At 62.2% G+C, this 22,715-nt stretch carries 22 protein-coding genes and 1 pseudogene; 4 read left to right on the forward strand and 19 right to left on the reverse strand.

Annotation, left to right across the window (positions count from 1 at the left end; genetic code table 11):
* Position 1 precedes the first annotated feature (1 nt).
* Both QA635_RS30340 and QA635_RS30345 read right to left on the reverse strand, forming a co-directional pair.
* Positions 2-1,438: an MFS transporter gene (locus QA635_RS30340; RefSeq protein ID WP_283063201.1), complete on the reverse strand. Its 1,437-nt coding sequence runs from the start codon at positions 1,436-1,438 to the stop codon at positions 2-4.
* Positions 1,435-1,974 (reverse strand): peroxiredoxin-like family protein, encoded by a 540-nt coding sequence (locus QA635_RS30345; RefSeq protein WP_283063203.1) that lies wholly within the window; start codon positions 1,972-1,974, stop codon positions 1,435-1,437. Before QA635_RS30345 ends, QA635_RS30340 begins: the two co-directional genes overlap by 4 nt.
* Before the next feature lie 622 nt (positions 1,975-2,596).
* Between QA635_RS30345 and QA635_RS30350 the strand changes: the two genes are divergently transcribed.
* Entirely contained in the window at positions 2,597-4,060 is a 1,464-nt protein-coding gene (locus QA635_RS30350; protein ID WP_283063205.1) for an MFS transporter, read from the forward strand.
* Here QA635_RS30350 and QA635_RS41805 read toward each other — a convergent pair.
* The 8 genes from QA635_RS41805 to QA635_RS30380 form a co-directional block, all read right to left on the reverse strand.
* The gene (locus QA635_RS41805) at positions 3,950-4,489 is read right to left on the reverse strand and encodes an MFS transporter (protein WP_425249062.1); all 540 of its coding nucleotides are present in this window, start codon (positions 4,487-4,489) and stop codon (positions 3,950-3,952) included. The two genes, QA635_RS30350 and QA635_RS41805, sit on opposite strands and share 111 nt — an antisense overlap.
* Positions 4,378-5,289, reverse strand: coding sequence for an MFS transporter (locus QA635_RS30355; RefSeq protein WP_283063207.1), 912 nt, complete (start codon positions 5,287-5,289; stop codon positions 4,378-4,380). Before QA635_RS30355 ends, QA635_RS41805 begins: the two co-directional genes overlap by 112 nt.
* 85 nt (positions 5,290-5,374) lie before the next feature.
* A complete protein-coding gene (locus QA635_RS30360) occupies positions 5,375-5,896 on the reverse strand; it encodes a DUF1993 domain-containing protein (RefSeq protein ID WP_212059478.1) in 522 nt (173 codons plus the stop codon).
* A gap of 166 nt (positions 5,897-6,062) precedes the next feature.
* Positions 6,063-6,638 (reverse strand): cytochrome P460 family protein, encoded by a 576-nt coding sequence (locus tag QA635_RS30365; protein WP_283063210.1) that lies wholly within the window; start codon positions 6,636-6,638, stop codon positions 6,063-6,065.
* Between the two features lie 178 nt (positions 6,639-6,816).
* On the reverse strand, positions 6,817-7,005 hold the full coding sequence (locus QA635_RS41810; RefSeq protein ID WP_425249210.1) for a GNAT family N-acetyltransferase: 189 nt from the start codon (positions 7,003-7,005) through the stop codon (positions 6,817-6,819).
* Positions 7,006-7,152: 147 nt separating this feature from the next.
* A complete protein-coding gene (locus QA635_RS30370) occupies positions 7,153-7,890 on the reverse strand; it encodes a peroxiredoxin-like family protein (RefSeq protein WP_283063212.1) in 738 nt (245 codons plus the stop codon).
* Entirely contained in the window at positions 7,887-8,822 is a 936-nt protein-coding gene (locus QA635_RS30375) for a LysR family transcriptional regulator (RefSeq protein ID WP_283063214.1), read from the reverse strand. The genes QA635_RS30370 and QA635_RS30375 overlap by 4 nt, the downstream gene beginning before the upstream one ends.
* A 315-nt stretch (positions 8,823-9,137) precedes the next feature.
* Positions 9,138-9,824, reverse strand: coding sequence for an antibiotic biosynthesis monooxygenase family protein (locus QA635_RS30380; RefSeq protein ID WP_283063215.1), 687 nt, complete (start codon positions 9,822-9,824; stop codon positions 9,138-9,140).
* 437 nt (positions 9,825-10,261) lie between these two features.
* Between QA635_RS30380 and QA635_RS30385 the strand changes: the two genes are divergently transcribed.
* Entirely contained in the window at positions 10,262-11,350 is a 1,089-nt protein-coding gene (locus tag QA635_RS30385; RefSeq protein ID WP_283063217.1) for an ATP-binding protein, read from the forward strand.
* Entirely contained in the window at positions 11,347-11,871 is a 525-nt protein-coding gene (locus tag QA635_RS30390; protein ID WP_283063219.1) for a host attachment family protein, read from the forward strand. Before QA635_RS30385 ends, QA635_RS30390 begins: the two co-directional genes overlap by 4 nt.
* Before the next feature lie 1,105 nt (positions 11,872-12,976).
* On the opposite strand, the pseudogene QA635_RS30395 reads toward QA635_RS30390, so the two are convergent.
* Positions 12,977-14,148 (reverse strand): annotated as a pseudogene (locus tag QA635_RS30395) (NnrS family protein).
* Positions 14,149-14,543: 395 nt separating this feature from the next.
* On the opposite strand from QA635_RS30395, the gene QA635_RS30400 reads away from it, so the two are divergent.
* The gene (locus tag QA635_RS30400) at positions 14,544-14,693 is read left to right on the forward strand and encodes a hypothetical protein (protein WP_283063221.1); all 150 of its coding nucleotides are present in this window, start codon (positions 14,544-14,546) and stop codon (positions 14,691-14,693) included.
* Between the two features lie 154 nt (positions 14,694-14,847).
* Here QA635_RS30400 and ccoS read toward each other — a convergent pair whose 3' ends face one another.
* The 8 genes from ccoS to ccoN all read right to left on the reverse strand — a co-directional run bounded on the left by ccoS (position 14,848) and on the right by ccoN (position 22,699).
* Positions 14,848-15,015 carry a cbb3-type cytochrome oxidase assembly protein CcoS gene (gene ccoS / locus QA635_RS30405; protein ID WP_069276601.1) on the reverse strand — a complete coding sequence of 56 codons (168 nt, stop codon included), beginning with the start codon at positions 15,013-15,015 and terminating at the stop codon, positions 14,848-14,850.
* Positions 15,015-17,201: a heavy metal translocating P-type ATPase gene (locus tag QA635_RS30410; RefSeq protein WP_283063225.1), complete on the reverse strand. Its 2,187-nt coding sequence runs from the start codon at positions 17,199-17,201 to the stop codon at positions 15,015-15,017. Before QA635_RS30410 ends, ccoS begins: the two co-directional genes overlap by 1 nt.
* 11 nt (positions 17,202-17,212) lie before the next feature.
* A complete protein-coding gene (locus QA635_RS30415) occupies positions 17,213-17,713 on the reverse strand; it encodes a FixH family protein (RefSeq protein WP_018268764.1) in 501 nt (166 codons plus the stop codon).
* A 15-nt stretch (positions 17,714-17,728) separates the two neighbouring features.
* Positions 17,729-19,186, reverse strand: coding sequence for a cytochrome c oxidase accessory protein CcoG (ccoG, locus tag QA635_RS30420; protein ID WP_283063229.1), 1,458 nt, complete (start codon positions 19,184-19,186; stop codon positions 17,729-17,731).
* A 93-nt stretch (positions 19,187-19,279) separates the two neighbouring features.
* Positions 19,280-20,152: a cytochrome-c oxidase, cbb3-type subunit III gene (gene ccoP / locus QA635_RS30425; RefSeq protein ID WP_283063230.1), complete on the reverse strand. Its 873-nt coding sequence runs from the start codon at positions 20,150-20,152 to the stop codon at positions 19,280-19,282.
* Positions 20,153-20,158: 6 nt separating this feature from the next.
* On the reverse strand, positions 20,159-20,323 hold the full coding sequence (locus QA635_RS30430; RefSeq protein ID WP_283063231.1) for a cbb3-type cytochrome c oxidase subunit 3: 165 nt from the start codon (positions 20,321-20,323) through the stop codon (positions 20,159-20,161).
* A gap of 10 nt (positions 20,324-20,333) precedes the next feature.
* The gene (gene ccoO / locus QA635_RS30435; protein WP_283063232.1) at positions 20,334-21,068 is read right to left on the reverse strand and encodes a cytochrome-c oxidase, cbb3-type subunit II; all 735 of its coding nucleotides are present in this window, start codon (positions 21,066-21,068) and stop codon (positions 20,334-20,336) included.
* An 8-nt stretch (positions 21,069-21,076) separates the two neighbouring features.
* Positions 21,077-22,699 carry a cytochrome-c oxidase, cbb3-type subunit I gene (gene ccoN / locus QA635_RS30440; RefSeq protein ID WP_283071906.1) on the reverse strand — a complete coding sequence of 541 codons (1,623 nt, stop codon included), beginning with the start codon at positions 22,697-22,699 and terminating at the stop codon, positions 21,077-21,079.
* Positions 22,700-22,715 lie beyond the last annotated feature (16 nt).

The following is a 22,715-nucleotide window of genomic DNA, read 5'->3' on the forward strand; positions in this document are numbered from 1 at the left end:
GTCAGTCCCGCGGAATAAAATCGACGTGGGGCCCGGGCTCGATGACGAACACCGCGAGCGTGGCGAGGACGCAGGTGACCGCGGCAACAGTCATTGCGATGTGGAATCCCGAGAACAGCTGAGGACCGCCCTGCTGCAGGACGCCGCCAAGCAGGGCGATGGCGAAGAGCGACCCGGCGCGAGAGAACGCGCTGTTGACTCCAGACACGGTTCCGGCGCGATCGGGCTCGACGGAGGTGAGGACGAGGGTCGTCAACGGCGCAATCGCCAGGCTCATGCCAAGCGCCAGCAACAGGATGCTTGGGAAGATGTCCGCCCAATAGGTCGCGCTCGGACCGATACGGAGCGCCATGATGCATCCCAAGGTGGCGACGGCGCCACCAGAGAACAACGGCACGCGTCGGCCGAACCGGCGGCAGAGCACGCCGGCGAGCGGCGAGACGGCCGTAATCAGCACCTGCAGGGGAATGAAGGACAGGCCTGCCACCAGCGCCGGCAGGTGCGCACCCCGGATCATCACGAACGGGATCAAGGTTAGCATGATCGTGAACGGCCCATAGAGGAGCGCGGTGAACAGGTTCGCACCAACGATGGACCGTGAGGCGAAGATCGACGGGGGCAGCATGGCGCTGTCGCCTAATCGCCGTTGGTTCACGATGAAGCCGGCCAAGCCGCCCAGACCGACGATCAGGGTGAGGAGCACCCACGGGCTCGAACCGAAGCCGTTTGTCAGATTAATCAGCCCCGCGCTCAACCCGCCGAGCCCGACTGTTGAAATGACCGCGCCACCGACGTCGACCCGGGCGCGGCTGGCTGGGGCGTCGTTGGGTATCCACACGGCGCCGACTGCCAGCGCGCCGGCGACAACAGGCAGGAGCATCAGAAAGGTCATGCGCCAGGATCCATGATCGAGGATCGCGCCAGCGATCGCGGGCGCGACACCGCTGGCAACAGCCGCAGCGGCGGACCAGATGCCGACCGCATGGGCTTTCTCGCCGGCGGGAAAGGCCCGCCCAAGCACGGAAAGGCCATTGGGCAGGATCACGGCTTCGCCCAGGCCTTGCAACAAGCGGCCGACGATGAGCGACGCGAAACCCGGTGCGAAGGCAATCGCGGCTGTACCTAAGCCGTAGAGGGCAATTCCCCCAAGGAAGGTCCGCTTCTGTCCGAACCGGTCACCCAGAGCGCCGGCAACCAAGGTCACGGCCACGAGCGGCAGGAGTTCGGCGTTCATGAACCACTGTAGGTCGAGCGGCGACAGGCGCATGTCTCGACCAATCGCCGCGAGCGCGACTGTGACGACGGCGCTGCTGACGAACACCAGGCAACAGCCCAAGCTCGATGCGGCTAGCACCTTGGTACTGCGTTGCGCGTCAATGGCCTTCGGCTCTGAGAGCGCCAGGCCGACGTCGGTAAGGATCAGCGACGCGGTGCTCACGATGAGACAGGGCCGTCATACTCGCCACGCGCCGGATAATCTTTGGAGATCGCGAAATCGATCGCCTGAAGCAATTCCGAGAACAGCGGACGTGCAAACGGCATCGTTTGAACCGCGCCGTAGTACAAGGCACCATCCGGACGGACGAGGAATACGCCCGGCTCCGAAAATAGCGGCGGCTCCTCGACGTTAATCGATGACTTTCCCTGCGACGCAGAAATATATAGGCCCCATTGCCGCGCAACTGTCAGCGGCAACGAATGTCCAAATCGCAGGCTTGTGCCGACCTTGCGCGCCATTTCCTGAGCGCGCTCGGCAACGTCAGAGCTGACGGCAATGACCTTTGTGCCGCGACGCTCATATTCGGAGATCAGCGATTCCAGGTCGCGCAGATATTTGAGACAGACCGGACAATGGAGCCCACGGTAAAAGGATATCAACGTAAACCGCTCCGGCGCGTCGGCGGCAAGGTCGAAGTCGCCATGAGCAAGTGTCGGCACGCGCAGTTCTGGAACCGGTCGACGAGGTAGCAGCATTCTCTTCTCCACAGTTATCGCCTACCAGCAGCACTTCTCGGCCCAGCGTCCAAACTCGTGGCACGCGGCTCTGGCCGAAGCCGACATTGTCGTCGTATTGGCCGATGATCCGCGTCCCAGTTTTTGTTCGAAATGATCGGGGCGTAGGGCAGAACCGCTCGCCCTCCGCAAATTCTCACGGACGAATGCCGATGGTGGTCTCCCGCTGATCCGCTCATAGATCGCACCGCGAGACGAAACTTTCCAATAATCGGCATGCATGGTTTCCATAGTGGCGGGGAATACCGCTGCGACGGTCCTTTCTACCCTCCCTAAATCAAAGCAAGCGCACAGCCCGTGACGGCATCACGCCGCGTGGCAAGCGGCCAATAACGATTGTCGATCGATTCTATGGCGAGAGGTGATTTCCCTCGCGGGAGGTTCAACGGCCACGGTGTGAGGTCGCTGTCAGAAACACCCACAACCCAAAACGAGACTGCAAATGACCACGCCTGCAAGCCAGAGACGGCGAGCTTGTCACCACGAGACGCAGCCGCTCGCAGGACAGTACAGTCGCTGCGTTGTCGATGCAGAACCCTGCCCGCGAGAGCTCGGGCGGGAAGCGCCGCCTCGGCACCGAGGCATGGTGCTCACGGCCTGCGTGCTCGCGTCCTCGATGGCGTTCATCGATGGGACTGCGCTGCCCGTTGCGTTACCAATATTGCGCGCTGATTTCGGAGCGGACCTTGCCTCCGTTCAATGGGTTCTCAACGGGTACATGCTGGCGCTCGCCTCGCTGACATTGATCGGCGGTGCGCTCGCGGATGTTTACGGGAAGGCGCGAATGCTCGGGCTCGGTTGCGTCCTGTTCGGTCTGACGTCCGGGGCTTGCGCGCTGGCGCCTTCACCGACCTGGCTGATCGCCGCACGCATCGCGCAGGGAACAGCCGCGGCGATCGTCACCCCCGCCAGCCTCGCCCTGATCGGGGCCACCTATCCGCGCGCGGAGCGGAACCGAGCGATCGGCGTATGGGCTGCGGCATCAGCTCTCACCACGGCGGGAGGTCCTGTCCTGGGCGGCTGGCTGACCGAGACGTTCGGCTGGCCATCCGTGTTCTGGATCAACCCGCCGCTTGCGCTCGCGGCAGTGGGGGTTCTGCTGGTCTTCGCACCCAAGGACGGTCGGATCCACCGTAGATTCGACTTGATTGGCGCCGGAATCCTCGCCGCGGCGATCGGGGCACTCACCTGGGCGCTCAGCCAGATCGGGTCGGCTGAAGCTCTGGATGTCGCGAGCGCTCCAGCCCAACCGGCCACGCTGCTCATGATCGTCGCCTGCCTTGGCATTGTCGGGCTCGCCGTCTACGCGTTCTGGGAGCGCAGAAGCGAACACCCGATGACGCCACCTCGCTTGTTGGAAAACCGCGCCTTCCTCGGGTTGAACGTCGCGACCCTGATGGTCTATGCGGGGGTTTCGATCATGTTTTTTGTGTTGCCCTTTGATCTCGTCGAGCGCCGCGCGCTGTCATCGACCGATGCCGGGCTGGCATTCCTGCCTTTCACGCTCGGCGTGGGGCTCTTGTCGAACGTCTTCGGCAGGTTGGCGGACAAGATTGGAACGCGGGCCATGCTCATCGCGGGACCGGCAGGTGCAGCAGTTGCCTATGTCTGTATGGCGCTCGGCCGGGCAGAATCCCTGATGCTCGGCGTGATCGGGCCCATGACCCTGCTGGGCCTGTCCTTCGCCGTGCTCGTGGCACCGCTCACCGCGTCGGCCATGTCGAGCGTGGATCAGGCCGACGAAGGGCTCGCTTCCGGCATCAACAATGCGGCTAGCCGGATTGCTCAGCTTGCCGGGGTAGCGCTGGCCGCCGGCGTCGCGCCTTTCGCGTCGGGCTACGAAATCGGCCTCGCCGTAGCCGCCGCGACCTCGATCGCCGGTGCCTTGACAGCCTTGATGACTCTGGCGCCGCACGCTGCGAAAGCGGGCGTCGCGCTATCTGAACCGGCGAGCGCTGCTGGTAGCGGCTCCCATAGAAGCGAAAGCCGCTCCGGCGACCAGACAACAGACCGCGCCATGATCTCCGCCCAGGCCGAAGATCAGTGAGACCAGGGCCGAACCAAGCGTCCATCCCACGTAGCGAGCCGCAGCATTCATCCCACTTGCGGCCCCGCTACGCCCCCTGGGTCCTGCCGTCATCATCGCCGTGTTGTTCGGGGTCTGGAAAAGACCAAACCCGATACCGCAAAGGGCCAGCCGCCATACGACATCCCACTTCGACGGCGAAGTCGGCAAGAAGACCATCAGAAGCAAACCGGCCGCTAACAGCGCCAGACCAACGTTGCAAAGAACCGAGGCGGGGTAGCGGATTGTCAAGCGGCCGGCGATTGAAGCCGTGATGGCAGTCATAAACGGCCAGGGCGTCACAAGAAGTCCTGTTTCCACGGCCGAAAGATGCATCCCCGTTTCAAATAAAAACGGCAGGGAGACATAAGCGAGAATTTGCGCTGCATAGCAGCAGACGGACGTCCACACCGATAGGGTGAACAGAGGTATTCGGAAAGATCGAATGGCAACATTGGCACGGGGTGTTGGAGCTGTTGTCGAACGAAGAGGCCAAAACAGGCAAGACCTGCTGCGATTGCTCCCGTCGCAATGCGCCTATCGCCAATCCCCAATGTGCCAACACCGGCGACGAAAAGCCCGAACGCTAACGCGTTGAGAGCGGTGCCAACCAGATCGAGAGGGCGAAAAACTCGAACGTCTGACGGTGCGGCGGCAATGAATATCGGTATCACAAGGCCGAATGGCACATTCACCAGAAACAACCAGGGCCATTTCGCCACTGAGAGTATTGTTGCTGCAATGGTAGGCCCCAATGCTCCAGGTATCGCGGCCGCCAATGCGACCAACGCGAGGCCTTTGCTGACCATGCGGTCCGGATAGATCACGCGTACGAATGCAACACCGGCCACAGCAACGCTGGCTGCTCCGGCTCCCTGAATCAGGCGCGCACTCACCAGCAACGGCAATGTAGGAGCGAAAGCGCAACCCAGCGACGCGAGAACAAAAATAGCCAGACCGGCGGCATAAACGCGTTTCAGACCGAGCGATTCGGCCAGACTTGCAATGGGCAACAAGCAGACCGTCGCCGAAAGCTGATAGGCATTCACGACCCAAACGGTCGCCGCCTCACTACTTGCGAATGAACGCGAGATGCCCGGCAAGGCGATGTTCACGATCGCGCTTCCGAGCGAACTCAGACCAAGTCCAAGCAGGATGCAGAGCATTGCCCAGCGGCGCTTCGACGCCGCTAAACATTCGACGCCGTCCATCAGGATAAAATCTCCGGCACGATCTTTGGGCGGGAGCCGCGCCGCGCACCGCGCCCACCTTTCACGAGTAGTCACCTCCGCTCTGCTAGCTGAGGTTGCCGAGGTAGTCGCGCTTTCCGATCTTCGCTCCGAGGCGCCGAAGGATCGCGTGCGCAATCGATATGTGGAAGAAGAAGTCGGGCAACACCAGGTGCCGGATATAGTCGTCGCCTCCGAACCACCCGCGCGCGATGGGCGGCGTCAGCCCGTATGTGTGGGCCTGCGCGCCGGCAATCTCGTCCGGCTCCACGGCCTGCAGGAAGCGACGCGTCTCGAGGAGACGCTCCCTTAATGCAGGGTACGTCATGGGGATGTCGCGGCGTGCCGGCCCGTCGCGCTGCAACAGCTTCGCCATGTGGGCGTCGACCTTGTTGCAGCTTACCGAAAACTGTTCTCCGAAAGTCAACATGTCGGACGCGAGCCGTTCGTCAAGGATCCCGCCCGGCTCAATCCCCTTGGCCCGCTCGAGCGCTTGGGCATGGTCGAGATAGTCCTCCATTACGTTCAGTCCGTGCACCATGACAGGAACCGTGATGTCATAGACCGAGAAGGACACGTCGAACTCCATACGCTCGTTCGTACTCTGAACGTCGGTCGGCCCCCGAAGATTCAATGACCGAAACGAATGATCCAATAGGCTCTTCAGTCTTCCGACTTGCCCGCACCAGCTAGCAGGGCTCGACTTCGACCTCCGCGAAACCACAGCAAGAGAGGGCGTCCACGCATACGGTCGCCTAGTGACGCAGGGCGGGATACCCATTCACATAAATCCAGTCCGTGGCCTGAGCCGGCACGTGGCACCCCTGGCAATCCGAATGGTAGTCCGTCGAGGTGGTCTTGAGCGGCTTGTCGGCGTCGAACCACGACCAGCCCCACCCGTCGCCCCACAACGGGTTGCCGGGGTGCGTTCCCTTGCTGTCTTTCACCATGACGAACCAGCCCTGGAGCTTGTCGGCGCGGCTCACCGTGCCAGTGGTCATCTCGTTCGTCGAAGTCGCGAAGACCTCTTTCACCAGAACGGCGCCGTCCGGGAACTTCCCCGTCTTCCGGTAGACGTCGATCGTCCCCGGAGAAGCGTAGACGGAGTGCATTTCCTTCGAGCCCTGGCCGCTGTCGGCAGCAATCGCCCAGTTGCCGAGCGCTTGGTAGAGGGTTCGGTAGTCCGCCGGCACGCGCAGATGTCCGGCTGCGTCCACGACGTTCGCGGTCTGGTCCGCCGGAGCCGCTCCGCTCATCCGAGCGAGCGCGGCCGCGGTGCCGCCGACCAGCGAGACGGTGACGGCCAGTCGGACAATCCTCGGTAACTTCATGGGGTCTCCTTTGCTGCTCCCGCGCATGGCGCGGTGGCTCGGCCCAGCACCATCAATCACTGTTTCGTTCGCTGCGAAGCCGACCGGGTGTGACCCGCTAGCCTGGCAGACTCAAGATCGGACGCAGCCGATGAAATTAGAAATTCCCTTTGGACATACATTCGATAGGCGTGAGGTATCATTCAAAGGCGTCGCGCGCCGGCAACTCGCCTAGTCGCGATGAACCGTCAACGAGGGAACCGTACTCGGGATGCTGCGCGGCATAGGAAGACATGAAAGGACACTTCGCCATTACCCTTTTCCCGTCGCGCCGCAGCGCTTCGAAAACGCCATGCGCAAGCCGCGATCCGTACCCTCGGCCAGACAGCTACTGCGGCACTTCCGTGTGGAGCAGGACGACGCGACCGTCTTCGACCTTGTGGTATGCGACTGCGAGCGCTCCGTTGCCGAGAGACATTTCGAACCGGCGCATTGGCGGGTTGTCCCGGATGTCGCTTTCCATCTTATGCATCTCTCATAAGGACGTGGAAGCGGCCTGCCGCAATGACGCGAGGATCTGCGCCGGTTCCGCCCGTATTGTAAAGTCGGGCTCAACGAACGCGCTGCGAACTCGGCCTCCCGTGTCGATCACATAAGTCGCGGGGATGGGCAACATCCAGGTCGGTGACCCGTGCCGGGCGCCGAAGTCGAAGCCCAGCCCGGAATAGTGCGCTTTGGTCTCGTCGGGCACCTGGAACAGCACGCCGTACGACATGGCAACCTCGTAGTCGACGTCGGAGAGCACCTTTAAGTCCAGACCCAGACTCCGTTTGAGCTGCCGAGGAAGGTTCCTCGTCTCGGGTGTCACGACTGCGAGGGTCGCCCCGACGCTCTCGAACTCATCCTTGGCCGCCTGGAGCGCGCAAAGCTCGGCGGTGCAGAACGGACACCAGCCGCCCCGGAAGAAACTCAGAACGAGGGGCCCGTCGCGGCGCAGCTGTTTGGATGAGTGGAGGCGGCCGTCCGCGTCCGGCAGGAGGAAGTCCGGCGCTTCGTAACCGACCTTCAACGCTCGCGACGCCATGTCTGTCTCGCGGAGCCAGCCCACGAGATGGTTGTATGACTTCCAATCTGCAGCGCTGAATGTCGCTAACAGCTCGGCACGTATCTGATCGAGTGTTTTGTTACCTTGGTTTGGCATTGGCTGGCAGTCGTTGTGCTGGGAATCGATTGGGTGGCAGCGGTGGGCCGCCGGCGTGCATGTCATGGTCATGCGGATGTCCTCATTGCCTCCACGACCCTACCGTGGGGCATACCCCGGTCGGAGACTTCGAACGACCAGTCGCGAAGCCGCGCGACCTTGACGAAAGCGTCCAGCGCAGGCGAGTAACGACGCCCCTGCACAGCCAGTAGCCGTACCTCCCGCAAGACCGGGTCGCCTTCGAGCGGAATAGTCTTGAGCGTCGGAAGGCGCGGCATGTGCTCAGGCGCGAGTATCACGCCGAAGCCGGCGGCCGCCATGTGCTGCAAGTGCAAGTCATGACCACTGCAATGGCCGAGGTGTGGCGGCTCCTCCGGAAAATACGACCGCTGGATCTTCGGAGCGACGTCGCAATCGGCGCGTTCCAGCAAGACAGTCTCGCGGAGGTCGTCGATACCGATCGATGGACGGTTTGCGAGCCGGTGTGTAGGCGCGAGAACCGCGACGTAGCGTTCCTCGAACAGCGACCAGTCGTCGATGCGGCCGGGCACCTCCTGCACGTCCCCGACCATTGCGGCGTTGATTTCCCCCGCAAGCAAGAGGTCGATGAGCTTCTCCGCTGCGCCCTCGCGCAGTTCGACATGAAGTCCAGGAACGAACTTCGCGATCTCCGCGATCGGATCAAGGACGAGCGATGCCGAGATAGATGGCGCGAGGCCGATCTTCAGTGGCGCGACATCCTTGCGCTGGAACTCCTCGGCTCTGCGGCGCACCGCCTCTGCCGACGCCAAGGTGCGTTCCAGCATGGGAAGGACTTCCTTGCCAAGGTCGGTGAGCTGCGTCAGCTGGCGTTCGCGGTAGATCAGCTGGCCGCCGAGTTCCTGCTCGAGCTTCTGCACTCCCTTGGTCAGGGCCGGCTGCGTGACATTGCACAGCTCGGCCGCGCGGGTGAAGTTGAGTGTGGACGCCACAGCGAGAAAGTAGCGAACTTGATGAAGCTCCATGGATCGTTTTCCGTCAAGGTGCGGTTGTCGGTGCTGATGAGCCTTTGCGCTCCACGACGTGACGAGGCACGCCGCAATCATGGGGCCTAGATGCTACTTGCATGCCCACGTTTGAATGACCTGGCTGTTGATTTGGACGCACGGACACGCCTTCTGGAATCTCGAGAGTCGACCTGGCGCAAGATTGGGGGAGCGAGGACCAGGATCAGTTCGGACGCGTCGCCGCGCAGCGTGCAGTCGACGCTGTTGTAAGCGTCGTGCCACTCGACGGGATCATCGAGTACGCAGCCGGCTGGCCTTTCCGACGGAATGGCATCAGGCGCGGAGAGTCTTGCCGCCCTGGGCATCTGCGTAGTATTGAGGCGCTTCGCGGCGGTCGTATTTTCCGTAGTCGCGCACGATTCTCACTTTCCGGACCCTCGCATTGTCATTCGGCGCGAACGAGTCCTCGTAGGCCTGCGCCGCAGCGGCGTCCTTCCAGGATATGAGCAGAATCAGATCGCCGGGCGTGAGCATGGCGTCGAAGATGTCCCAGGACGTGCTGCCGGCTGCCCACGGGTTCAGGCCGAGCCACTCGGCGCAGTCGTATGGGTTGTTGGTCTGCTTCCACTCAACGGGGCGCGTCGCGTTGATCAGCGTGACTGTCGTTCCCTCCCCGACTTCGGTCTCGTCGAGCCGCTGCTCCGTGAGGGAGTAGCCCGCAGGCACCTGATTGTCAGCAGTGATCTGGCCGACGCGAAGGTGGTACTCTCCGAGGATTTCGTCGCGGCCCTTCTGCTGGAGCTCGTGATGGCGCATGCGGGTGCGCCAGCGGACGAGGGACTTCTCGTCCCGCCAGTTCGAAAGCGAGAGGATCCAGCCCTCGCGGGTCAGGCTCCTGTAGCGGATGTTGTCGACGAAGCCTTCGACCTGTTCCAGTTCGGGGCGCAACATCTTGGCGCTGTCGAGGTAGTCATCCCAGCTCCCATTATTGGGGACGAGCTCGAAAATCACTGAAAACATGATCGTATCTCACTCCTAGAGTGCTGCGACGTAGTCGATCGCGATGTTGCGCCGGATCAGCGCGGCGCCGTCGAAGCATGGAATTTCACACCGTGAATGGGAAGTGACGTCACGCCATGAAGTCGATAGCCGCGCGTTATGATGGCCATAGGTCTTCCGCATCGGACTCGCGCGCAACCGAGGCCAGCTACTCCGGCAGTGGCTCGGGAGCCTGAGATCAGCCTAGGTCGGTCGGGCTTCGCAAAGAGTCCGCGCCGACGAGTCCACTCCGGCGAGCCAAGGGTCTTTCAGACAATCCGATAACGGTCGGCTATCGACTCCATGGCGAGAGGTGATTTTCCTTTCGACCATCATGGACTCAAACTTCGACCTACGTCGCCCCTTATGCGGGCCGAAGTCGCAGTTCCGCTGAACGATCGCAAGCCAAGAGGTCCGATATGCAAATCAGAGAGACAATTGGCGTTTCACTATCCGGCTCTGTCGACGGCCCGCTGCTGGAGGATGTTGTCGTGCTCGCGGACCGCGCCGGCGTCGCGCTCGGAGTGCAGCATGCGTTTAGCGCACGGGTGCGAGACGTCCGCGACGGCGGTAGCGGTCTCATCGCGTCCAGGTACGCGGAGATCCCGCTCGTCGGGTCCAATGGCGAGGTCTCGGGGATTTTGTGCCACACCGGCGTGCCGTCCGACGCGCGCGGTGTAGCCGCCCCTCGCAGGCGGGATATCGCGAGCAACATGCCCGACGTGGCGCAGTTCCTCGTCCTCAACATCGACAACCTCCTCGCCGTGATCGACGGCGGCCTGCGGCTGCTCGAGCGCCGGACCGATGCCGAGCGCCGAAAGGCCATCCTTGCGAAAATACAGGAGGCGATCGCGCGAGGCGCGATGTCCAGCCGGCAGTTCCTCGAGGCCGAGCAAGCATGCTCCAGGTCGATCAACGGGTTTGTCACAGGCACTCGCCTCGCAACGATCGCAAGTGCGCTTGACTGGACGTTGCCTCTGCACATCACGGTCCGCGCGGAGATCGCCCCTGACCTATGGGCCTTCAATGCCGACCCGGAGGAGCTATACTTCGCCTTGCTGGACCTTTGCCAAAACCCGGCCGATGCCATGCCGAGGGGCGGCACGATCACCGTCAAGGCGCATAACGTCGAGCCTTCCGCCGACGCGTCTCGGGAATTCGTCGAGATGGTTGTCGCGGATGACGGCGATCGAACGCCCGAGAGGACCCCGGACTTCACGACAAAGGCCGAGGGCCGTGGCACCGGCCTTCCCCAAGTCCGGCGCTTCGCTGAAGAACGAGGTGGCGTGTTCTGTACGGAGAGCAAGCGGGGTGCCGGCACACGGGTGCGTCTCTTGCTCCCGCGCGCGCACGCAGCTGGGCTCCCCGGCATGATCGTCGGCACGGAGATCGCGTACACGTCCTCACCCAACGGCGGGGTGTTTCACGTTGGTGAACCCCACGACAGCTTTGGCGCCATCTCGGCCGGCGCGAACACCTGGAGACCGGTTCAGCGAGGGAGCTCATGATCCCCTCCGCCTCGACCATTCGTTCGACCGTACGACAGGGCCTCATCGAAAAGGCGCCGCGGAGCGCCGGCGTGCAAGCGTCATGCCTCGCCGCATGGTCAACAGGAGATCTTTCGATGATTCTACCTGCCGGTACGACAGTCGCCGTCGCCGACGGCGAGACGATCCGCATGTTCCACAATACCGGTGTGAAACCTGGGGTGCACTTGGTCGAGATCACTGCGCATCCGCCTGCGATCATCCACTCACGCCCGGATGCACGGCACTATACCGGCTCCGCCAACCCCGATGGCAGGCGGCTCATCGAAGAGGACTTCGCAGCGGCAAGCGCGGCTTTCCTGAACAAGCTCAGCATGGATGGGACCATAGAATACTTGGTCGTTGTCTCTGACCCCAGAACGTTGGGGGAGATGCGCAAGCACTTCCACCATGACCTGAGAAGCAAGATCATAGGCGAGCTCGCGAAAGACTTCAGCCGGCGTCCGCTCGAAGATATCGCTTCACTGATCGCTGGCGCCTGAGGTACGCGACGCCGGAATGCGCTCGCTGGTGAGAAGCATGCGCACTCGTCGGTCTGCTTCGCCATCTCAAATCCTCGTCTCCAGCATTTCCTACGGCATTCTCAACCCATGCAGACGGGCCACAATGCCGCCGCAAGGAGTACTTGGGCGAAGTCCCCGAAGGGAGCCGGCAATTGAACCAGTGTTTAATCGATGAGGCGTAGGCCGGGATGTGGACGCCACAGCGCCTCGACGGGCAGAAGCCGACATCACGGCGCGGGTCTGCGCTACTATTCGCCTGGCCGAGTTTTGTGTTCGACGTCGGGCGGCTTAAGCGCCGGCGATGTGTTTTTCTTTCGCGAAACCGCATCCTCCGAACCCACGCCGAGAGCTGAGTTTACGCCTGACCATGCTGAGATCGCAGAACTGTCCACAGCTGCCTTTATCGCGTCACTCGTTGTTTTAGAACTGCCGATTCGACCGCGGATGCTGAAGAACAGAACGTTGGAAGAACCATCCTCCGAACCAACGGCGAAAAACCACAGCTTGCGCGATGAATTGGCGCAAGATCGCGGATCTTTTCGGTGGCTTTGCGGTAAACTCAAGTGATCGGATACAGGAGCGTGCTGTGGCGTAGCGATGGCGGAGAGAGTGTCAGTCAATCCCCGTTGAAAGATAAGGCATTTTTTTATCCCCTTAAGCTAAACCTAGTATTCGAGCTACGTCAAAATAACGCTGGTACTTTCGCGTTACCGAGCAAATTCGTTTCAAACGGACGTGCAACCATCTCAAATTGCTATTTGAGGCAACGACCTGAGGGATGGATTGTTCGGTCGATCCGTCGCCAATATGGCCACCGATACGGCAATGGCGGAATCAAATCAGTTTGATTATTTAACGATTTCAAGGCGCATTTGGAAGAATGTACACAATTTCGCCTCAGCAACATCAACAACTTGGCGGTTGTTTCCAAATGAACGAGCATAGCGGTAACCGCACCGCTACCAGCACGAGTACAATGAGAGCGAGCGAAGTATGCGCTACCAGACCGGTCGCGTTGAGCCCTCGGACAATTCTTCTCCGAACGTACCCAAGGCCCATGGTGAGCCTCTGACGGGCGGTGGCCTCAGAACCTGCGTGCGCGACACAGGGCCGGAGCATAGGTCAGCGCGAATCCCAGAAACGCACCCGTCCACGCGATACCCGCGATCATCAATAGCGGGACCGAATAGCTCGGATCGACAGCCGCGCATATCCGCGCCAGCGCTGCGACGATGATCGAGGCGTAAACAGCCTGAGTGGTAGTGGATGCCGAGAGCTCCTGCCCCGTATGACCGAGCGACGCCCGTGTCATCACCGCGATCGTCATCGAACCGATCGCACCGCCGGTCCAGGCATGGATCCCTGCGCTGGGGGCGACGAGGTCTAGCGAAGATAGCGCCGCCAGGAAAAAACCGGCAGGCACGAACGCGTAGGCAACATGGAGGATCAGGACCAGTCGGTCCGGTATCGTTCGATGGCCAGCCCAGCGAGCAAGGCGGATGACGTGGAGCACTCCAGCAACTCCCAGGGCGCCTGCGACCGCGCGACCGGAAGGAACCACAGCCCATGCACCCATCGCGCTCGCACCGATAGCGACCGCCGCCGCGTCGAATCGGCCGAAGGGAACAGGTAGCCGGCCCGGCTTCTGGCGCGAGAGCCAGTTGCGCGTAAAGCTCGGAACGATCCTCCCTCCAATAACGCAAATCAGCGTAACGACAAGACCAACACCGGCCCGCGCTGAACAGTGCCATTGAAATGTGCTTCGATATGGAAAGCGATGTTAGTGGCCGCAAGCAGCGATACGATGCCGACCAGTTTCAGATTGCCCCACTTTCGTCCAGCGATGATCTCGCGAGCGGCTGCGGCGGCGAGCAACAGCCAGAACGTAGCGTCGATCGCAAGCGCGAATTGCCAACCGATGATGCCTGAGAATATCGCGGCCAGTCTTCCGGCAAGCCAGATGGCGAACAGAGCGCCGAGCGGACCGCCCTGGATCGGGAGGCGCCCTGTCCAGTTCGGAACGGCGGTCAGGAGGAAGCCTGCTATCACCGCACTCACGTAACCGAACAGCATCTCATGCACGTGCCAGTCCCGTGGCGCCAACGCGGTTGGAAGGCTGACATCCCCAAAGAAGACCGCCATCCACAATGGAACGATTGCGCCGGCGTGGATGGCGCCGAACAAAAAGAACGGCCGAAAGCCGTAGGAGAACAGCGCTGGGCCCCGGTAACCCGTTAACCTCTGCATCGTCGCCATGGACGTCTTCCTTGTTCAGCGGCTATCAGCGAGATCTGGCACGATGCTGCGCGATGCGAGTTAGTCGCGTCGCCGCGGGTCTTGAGTTGATCTGCGTCAACCCGGCCGGTGACGCTCCGTGGCGCTTGCTTCAGATTTCCTTTGCCGCGGGCACCTCAAGAATATGCCGCCTCCCGCTTGCTGGATTGAGCTGCGTCAACGGCCCCCCTCGCCGTCCGCACCGCAGACTTTGAGCCACGTCAATCGCGCGAACTGCTGCACGTGCGACAAAGTGGAACATCGACCGGAAGCGATCTTGCGTGCGCCACACATTCACATCATGGCTTCGCCGGCTCACCCTTTTTGGATGGCACGACATCGCGTCGGCGCCATTCGGTTGCGTGGTCGAACTTGCAATGATTGATGGCGAACGTCAGCCGCTCGGCGTCCCCTGCATCCGCCACACCGAGGGGTGGCTGGACGCCGCCACGATGCAGCCTGTTACCGTGTCGGCGACACACTGGCGCTATTGGCGGCCTGACGTGCTGCCGATGTGCTGCTGCTGACGATGGCGCGCCTCGGCTCCATCAGTCGGCTGGCCTCTGTCCTGCTTATCCACTCGCGGACGCCGCGATTGCGGCGGACAGACTGGACACTGGTCCTTGCGCTCGCCTGCACGGCGCTGACGATCGCATCGGCGGCTTCATTGATATACTTTCATTACTTGGACCGGCCTTGACCATTGACGGGCTCATCGTCGGCAATGGCGCGCCAAGCCGCGCCATCGAGGTCGTCATATTGTCCGCTCTTGAGTGACCAGAGAAAGCCGAGCAGGCCGGCAAAGCCAAGTGCGAGAGCCAGCGGCACCAATATGACCAAAACCTCCATCAGACCGTCTCCCTCGCACGCGCCCTCAGCGCATTGAGCATAACGATCACCGACGAACCCGACATCGCCGCCGCCGCGATCAGGGGCGTGACCAGGCCGGCGATCGCGATCGGCACGGCTAGCACATTGTAAACGACGGCAAGCCAAAGATTTTCCCGCATCAGCCGCAACGCCTTGCAGGACACCTTGACCGCGACCATGACCGGCGTGAGCCGCTCACCCAGGAATACAGCATCGGCGACTGCCTGGCTCATGTGGGTGGCGGTAACGGGCGACATCGAAGCGTGCGCCGCGGCCAAAGCTGGCGCGTCATTCAAGCCGTCGCCGACCATCAATACCTTGCAGCCCTGGCGCGCCAGTTCCTCGATCCGGTCGATCTTGTCGACCGGAGAGACCTCCGCACGCCATTCATGCACGCCCAGCATCCTCGCCGCATGCCGGACCGCGGGCTCGCGATCCCCGGACACGATCTCGACGGCGATGCCCATGCGGGTCAACGCTGCGATCACCTCCGCCGCGTCCGGCCGCAGCCGCTGCCGAACCGCGAACGCATACCTGCTCTCGCCATGGCTGAATGCGACGACGGAAGCCTCCGGATCGCGGCACAGAATCTCATTGGCGAGGTCGTCGGCACCGCAGAATGACGGGCGGCCCAGCCGGATTGGACGCCCCTCATGGAAGCCGTGCACGCCCTGACCAGGCTCTTCCTGAATGTCCGGCAGCGGCGAAGCCGCGCCCGCCTTGCGCGCGACCGCGGCGGCGACCGGATGACGGCTCGAGAGTGCGAGCCGGCCCGCAAGCTTCACGACATCGTCCGGGATGTCCGCGAGGTTGGCAACATCGAGCTCGGGCAGCGTCAACGTGCCAGTCTTGTCGAAGATCACCCGGTTAATCTCGGCGATCCGTTCGATCGCATCGCTGGCGTTGAGCAGCACGCCAGAGCCAAACAGCGCGCCGGATGCAACGGTCTGCACGGCGGGAATGGCAAGTCCCAGCGCGCAGGGACAGGTGATGATCAGGACTGCAATCGCGGTCACGATCGAATCATGAAAACTTGCGCCATAGGCCAGCCAGCCGAGCATCGTGAGCAACGCGGTCGCGTGTACGACCGGGGCGTAGAGCCTCGAGGCCCGCTCCGCAAGACGCAGATAGCGCGAGCGCGCCTGCAGCGCGTGATCGAGCAGCCGGCTTATCTCGTCGAGCAGCGTTCCGCCCGAGCCCGCCGACGAGCGGACACGCAACGTGCCGGAACGGATCAGCGTGCCCGCGAACACGGCGCTGCCGGGCACCGCCATCGCCGGCAAGGTTTCGCCCGTGATCAGGCTCTGATCGACCTCCGAGCGGCCCTCGATCACATTGCCATCGACCGCGCAGCGCTCGCCGGGCCGCAGCAGCACGATGTCGCCGGGCCGGATTGCGGCTGCCGGGACCGTCTTGATCTCGGTCGGACTGACGAACTTCGTCGCCGTCTCCGCCTTGAGCGCGGCGAGATTTCCTGCGAAAGCGCGGGTGCGGCGCCGCATGTTCTGGTCAAGGTAGCGGCCGGCGAGTAGAAACGCGATCAGCATGATCGCGGCATCGAAATAAGCGTGTTCGGCGTGGTTGATGGTCTCGATCACCGAAGTCGCCAGGGCGAGCACGATGCCGATGCTGATCGGCACGTCCATGTTGACGCCGCGCGCCCGCAGCGCTGACAGTGCCGACCAGAAAAAGGGCTGCGCCGAATAGGCTGCCGTCGGCAGCACGATCAGCGCCGACAGCCAGTGGAAGAAGTCGCGCTGCTCCGGCAGCATGTCGGAGACGTTACCGGACCATACCGGGACCGACAGCATCATGACGTTCATCGCCGCAAAGGCGGCGACGCCCAACCGGCGCAACAGGCCTTGTGCGCGCCGGGCCTCCTGCATTTCGGCATCATCCCGCTTGAAGGGATAGGCCTTGTAGCCGAGCTCCGCGAGACGGCTTACGAACAGCGCCGGGTCGAGAGCACCCGCTTTCCATTCCAGTGCAAGGCGACTGTCCGTCAGGTTCACGCGGGCCGAGGTGACGTCCGGTATGGTTGACAAATTGCGCTCGATCTTGGCCATGCAGCCCGCGCAATTGATGCCTTCGACTGCGAGATCGAGATGGATGAGCCCGACGCCCGTGCTCTTCAGATAGTGAGAGAAGTCGATATCCGCCTGCATAAGATCCACCTTCAGTTCAGCAGGATTCGATTCTTCGACAGGAACATGCGGCCGCCGTCAGCGTCGCCCTCTATGACGAGGTCCCACTGCCCCGCGGCGACGCCCTCGGCGCGGCCGCTATAGCTCCCACCCTCGGCCTCGGTGATCTCGATCGCCCGGTCTGCGCGATGATCGATCGGCCGCTCGAGCCGAGCGAGAAAACTCAGTCCCGTCAGCGGCGCTCCGGCGTGGTCACGCGCCTCCAGCGCGATTGCAGCGCTGCCGTCAGGCCGCCGGTCGATATGCGCCCGGACCCGCCAGTCGCGCTCGTTCTGCTGTCTGGCCGCGTCGATCTCGCGCTGATAGGCGAGGCTGGCGCTGTATGCGCTGTCGACCTCGGTGCCCGGAAGAGTCGTAATGGCAAGGCGCATCATGACCATGTTCACGCTGATGACGACGGCAAAGAACGCGACCGTCGTGACCAGGACGAAACGTCCGGTGATAGGTCGCGCGGCTTGACTTGAGACTGCCATGATGAAATTCCGTGCTTAGGGAAGGACGAAGTGGTCGGTCGCGGAGGCGACCTCTCCGAGACCGATATCAGTGACGCGGAATGTGACCGGCACCGACTTTTCCGCTTTTTCATCGAACGGCGCCGTCACCAGCACGCGCAGTTCGGTGGTGGTGTCGCGCGCAAGAACGATCATCGGCCGATCTGGCGTCACGGAGTCCGCACCGATGACGTGCAGCTTCGCTTCGGCGGGTCCATCGACATCGATCGCGATCACACGATCAAAACCGCGCTTGTTGAGGAAGCGCAGTGTGTATCCATTGCGGATCGCGCCGTCGCTGAGACGCACCGCGATCGGATTGCGGTCGTGCAGCACGTTGACGTCGAGCAGGGTTCGCGACATCAACGCGTAAAGCATCACGGCGCAGACTACGGTGATCAGGCTGGCGTAGACGACGGTACGGGCGCGAACGGGCTTGAAAATCTCCTGCTTGCCGGCGACGCGCCGCTGAACGTTGATATCGTTATCGTACCCGATCAGGCCGGTCTTGCGGCTGACCTTGGTCATGACGGCGTCACAGGCATCGATGCACAGGCCGCACTGGATGCAGCCAAGCTGCGCGCCATCGCGAATGTCGATCCCGGTCGGGCACACGGCAACGCACTGGTTGCAATCGATACAATCGCCGGCCTTCTCGCCGAGCGAGCGAATGTCGAACGCCTTCTTGACCGAGCAACGCGGCTCACCGCGATCGTATTTGTATGTGACGTTGAGTGCCCATTCGTCGGTCAGTGCGGCTTGAATCCGCGGCCACGGGCACATATAGACGCAGACCTGCTCGCGCATATAGCCGGCCAGCAGATAGGTCGACGCGGTCAGCATCGCGATCCAGACATAGGCGACCGCCGGCGCCTGAAAAGTCGCAAGATCGCGCACCAGGGTCGGCGCATCGGCGAAGTAGAGCACCCAGGCGCCACCGGTCCACCAGGCGATCATCAGCCAGATTGCGTGCTTCAATGCACGGCGACCGGCGCGCTTTGCGGTCATTGGGCCAGCGTCGGCCTTGATCTGGGCGCGGCGGTCACCTTCGACCAGCCGCTCGACCGCATAGAAAAGATCCGTCCAGACCGTCTGCGGGCAGAGATAGCCGCACCAGATCCGGCCACCCAGTGCGTTCATCAGAAACAAGGCGAGAGCCGCGAGCACCAAAAGGCCGGTGAAATAGTAGATTTCCTGCGGCCACAGCTCGATGAAGAAGAAATAGAAGCGTCGGTTTGGAAAATCGATCAGGACCGCCTGGTCGGGCGCGCCGATGCCCCGATGCCAGCGCACGAAGGGCAGCAGATAGTAGACGCCGAGACAGACGGCCATCAGCCGCCATTTGATCGAACGGAATCGGCCGGAGACGCTCTGCGGGAAAACCTTCTTGCGAGGCGCGTAAAGCGGTCCATCGTTGTCGGCTATAAGTTCATCAGGCGGCACGGGCTTGTTCATGGGTTGCTCGAATGAGGCTCTCGTCGAAACCTACATCCCTGCTCCATGTCCGGGTTTGACCTCGGTCAATGATCCCGGCCCCCTCGCGGCGGGCTACTTGCCGCCGCCTAATGAGTGCACATAGACCGCCAGCGCCTTGACGGTGACAGGGTCCAGCCGGCCGACCCAGGCCGGCATGACCCCGGCGCGGCCGTTGGCGATGGTCTCAACCAGGGTCTCCTCGTCGGATCCATAGAGCCAGATCTGGTCGGTCAGGTTCGGCGCACCCAGCTCCGGGTTGCCCTTGCCGTTGTCACCGTGGCAGCTGGTGCAATTCTCAGTGAACAGCTTCATTCCGGCCGCGGCGTCGAATTTCGGCGCAGTGGAAAGGCCGGAAAGCGAGCGCACATAGTTCGCGACCGTGACGATCTCCTCTTTCTTGAGAATGCCGTCGCGGCCGAATGCCAGCATCTGCCCTTCATGGGTCTTTGCGTGTCCTGACCGTGCACCGAACTGGATCGTCTGCATGATCTGGTCAAGCGAGCCGCCCCACAGCCAGTCGTCGTCGTTCAGGTTCGGATAACCCTTGGCGCCGGCGCCGCCGCTGCCGTGGCACGGCGCGCAATTGTCGGCGAACACGGTCTTGCCGCGGGCACGCGCCAGCGCCAGCAGCGCCGGATCCTTCTCGATGACGGCCAGCGACGCGTTGCCGAGCACCGCCATCTTCTCGCCGCGCAGCTTTTCCAGATCGGCCAGGTCGGTCGTGACGCTCGCGCGGGTAGAATACTGGAACAGACCGGTGGTGTACCCCGACACCAGCGGCCAAGCCGGATAGACGACCCAGTAACCGATCGCCCAGATGATCGTTGCATAGAATGTCAGGACCCACCACCGCGGCAGCGGCGTGTTCAGTTCCTTGATGCCGTCCCACTCATGACCGGTCGTGCTGCGACCGGTAACACGGTCGATCTCATTGTGCTCGCTCATGATCGATCAGTCCTCCCGCAGCGGCATCCGGGCTGCAGCATCGAAGAGAGATTTGTTGCGGGGCCAAAGCGCGTAGACGACGATGGCGATGAAGATTCCGACGAAGATCGGGGTCCAGAGTGTACTGACCAGGCTCGACGCGAAATTCTCGACGTGAATGATCGCTTTCATGTTTGCGGCCTCAGCGCAGATTGGCTTTTTCGTTGTAGAGCTTGAAGTCGACGAGCGTGCCGAGCATCTGAAGATAGGCGATCAGGGCGTCGAGCTCGGTCGGATTGCCGGCCTTGCCGTCGAAGTTGCGGACCAGGGCCTTCGGATAGCGCTTCTGAAACGGATCGGAGCCGGGGCTGTCGGGATCGACCTGCGCTTTGAGATCGGCGACCGCGTTGGCGATCTGCTCGTCGGTATAGGGTACGCCGACCGCGCGATTCGTCCGCAGATGAGCCGCGACGTCGGACGGATCGAGTTCCGTCTTCGCGAGCGACGGGTACCCGGGCATCACCGACTGCGGAACGATCGAGCGCGGATTGATCAGGTGAGTGACGTGCCAATCATCGGAGTACTTGCCGCCGACCCGCGCAAGATCCGGTCCGGTGCGCTTGGAGCCCCACTGGAATGGATGGTCGTACATGCTCTCGGCTGCGAGCGAATAGTGGCCATAGCGCTCGACCTCGTCACGCAACGGGCGGATCATCTGCGAGTGGCAGAGATAGCAGCCCTCGCGGATATAGATGTTGCGGCCGGCGAGCTCGAGCGGCGTATAGGGCCGCACGCCGTCGACCGCCTCGATCGTGCTCTTCAGATAGAACAGCGGCGTGATCTCGACCAGCCCGCCGATCGCAATGACGACGAGAATTCCGGCGATCAGGATGATCGAGTTCTTCTCAAAGATCTTGTGTCGATTCCAGATGGACATTGCGTGACCTATTCGGCAGGCTGGAGAGCGCCGGCGCCCTCGGTTTCGCTGGCCTGGCCGGCATTGACCGTCATCCAGAGATTGAAGGCCATGATCAGGGCGCCGACCAGGAACAGCGCGCCGCCCGCTGCGCGAATGATGTAGAAGGGGTGCATGGCCTCGACAGATTCGATGAAGGAGTATTCGAGGAAGCCGAGCGAGGTGTAGGCACGCCACATCAGGCCTTGCAGGATTCCCGACACCCACATCGCGGAAATGTAGAGCACTATGCCGATGGTTGAGATCCAGAAGTGCCAGTTGACCAGCTTCAGGCTGTAGAGCTGGCGATTCCACAGCCAGGGGATCAGGCAGTAGAGCGCGCCGAACGAGACGAATCCGACCCAGCCCAATGCGCCGGAATGCACATGGCCGATGGTCCAGTCGGTATAGTGGCTCAGCGAATTGACCACCTTGATCGACATCATCGGGCCTTCGAAGGTCGACATGCCGTAAAACGCGACCGACACCACCATCATGCGTAGCACCGGATCGGTGCGCAGCTTGTCCCACGCTCCCGACAGCGTCATCAGGCCGTTGATCATGCCGCCCCAGGACGGCATCCAGAGCATGATCGAGAACGTCATGCCGAGCGTCTGCGCCCAGTCCGGCAGCGCCGTGTAGTGCAGATGATGCGGGCCGGCCCAGATGTAGAGGAAGATCAGCGCCCAGAAATGGATGATCGAAAGCCGGTATGAATAGACCGGACGCTCCGCCCGCTTCGGAATGAAGTAGTACATGATCGCCAGGAAGCCGGCGGTCAGGAAGAACCCGACCGCATTGTGGCCGTACCACCACTGGAACATCGCATCCTGCACACCGCCCCAGGCGATGTAGGACTTCGAGCCGAGGAAGGAAGCCGGCAGCGCGGGATTGTTGCCGAGATGCAGCACCGCGATCGTGATGATGAACGCCAGGTAGAACCAGTTGGCGACGAAAATATGCGGCTCCTTGCGCCTCACCAGCGTCATCAGGAACACGAGCAGATACGTCACCCAGACGATCGTCAGCCAGAAGTCGGCGTACCATTCCGGCTCGGCGTATTCCTTCGACTGGGTCACGCCGAGCAGGTAGCCGGTGCCGGCGATCAGGATGAAGAAGTTGTAGCCGACCACGACGAACCAGGGCGACAGGTCGCCTGCAAGGCGAGTGCGGCAGGTCTTTTGCACGACATAGAACGACGTTGCGATCAGGACGTTGCCGCCGAATGCGAAGATCACGGCCGACGTATGCAGCGGCCGCAGTCGGCCGAATGTCGTCCAGGGCAGATCGAAATTAAGCGCCGGCCAGGCCAGCTGCATGGCAATGATCAGACCCACAGTGAAACCCGCGATGCCCCAGAACATCGCCATGGCAGACGCGAACTTGATCGGTCCGAGATTGTAATTGGGGCGCCCGCCGATCTCCGCCGGTGGCAATTCTGCAGGACGGTCAAGGTAGCGATTGCCGATCATGACCACGGAGATCAGGCTGGCGGCACAAGCAAGCGACGCGTGAAAGCTGAACGCCGCATCGTGCCCCATCGCCGCGGCCAGAAAGCTAACGAAGGCAAAAGCCGCAAGTGCCGACGTCAAGCCGGCTTCGCCCATCGTCATCGACTTTGAAACGGAA

Source organism: Bradyrhizobium brasilense, assembly GCF_029714345.1.
Lineage (GTDB): Bacteria > Pseudomonadota > Alphaproteobacteria > Rhizobiales > Xanthobacteraceae > Bradyrhizobium > Bradyrhizobium australafricanum.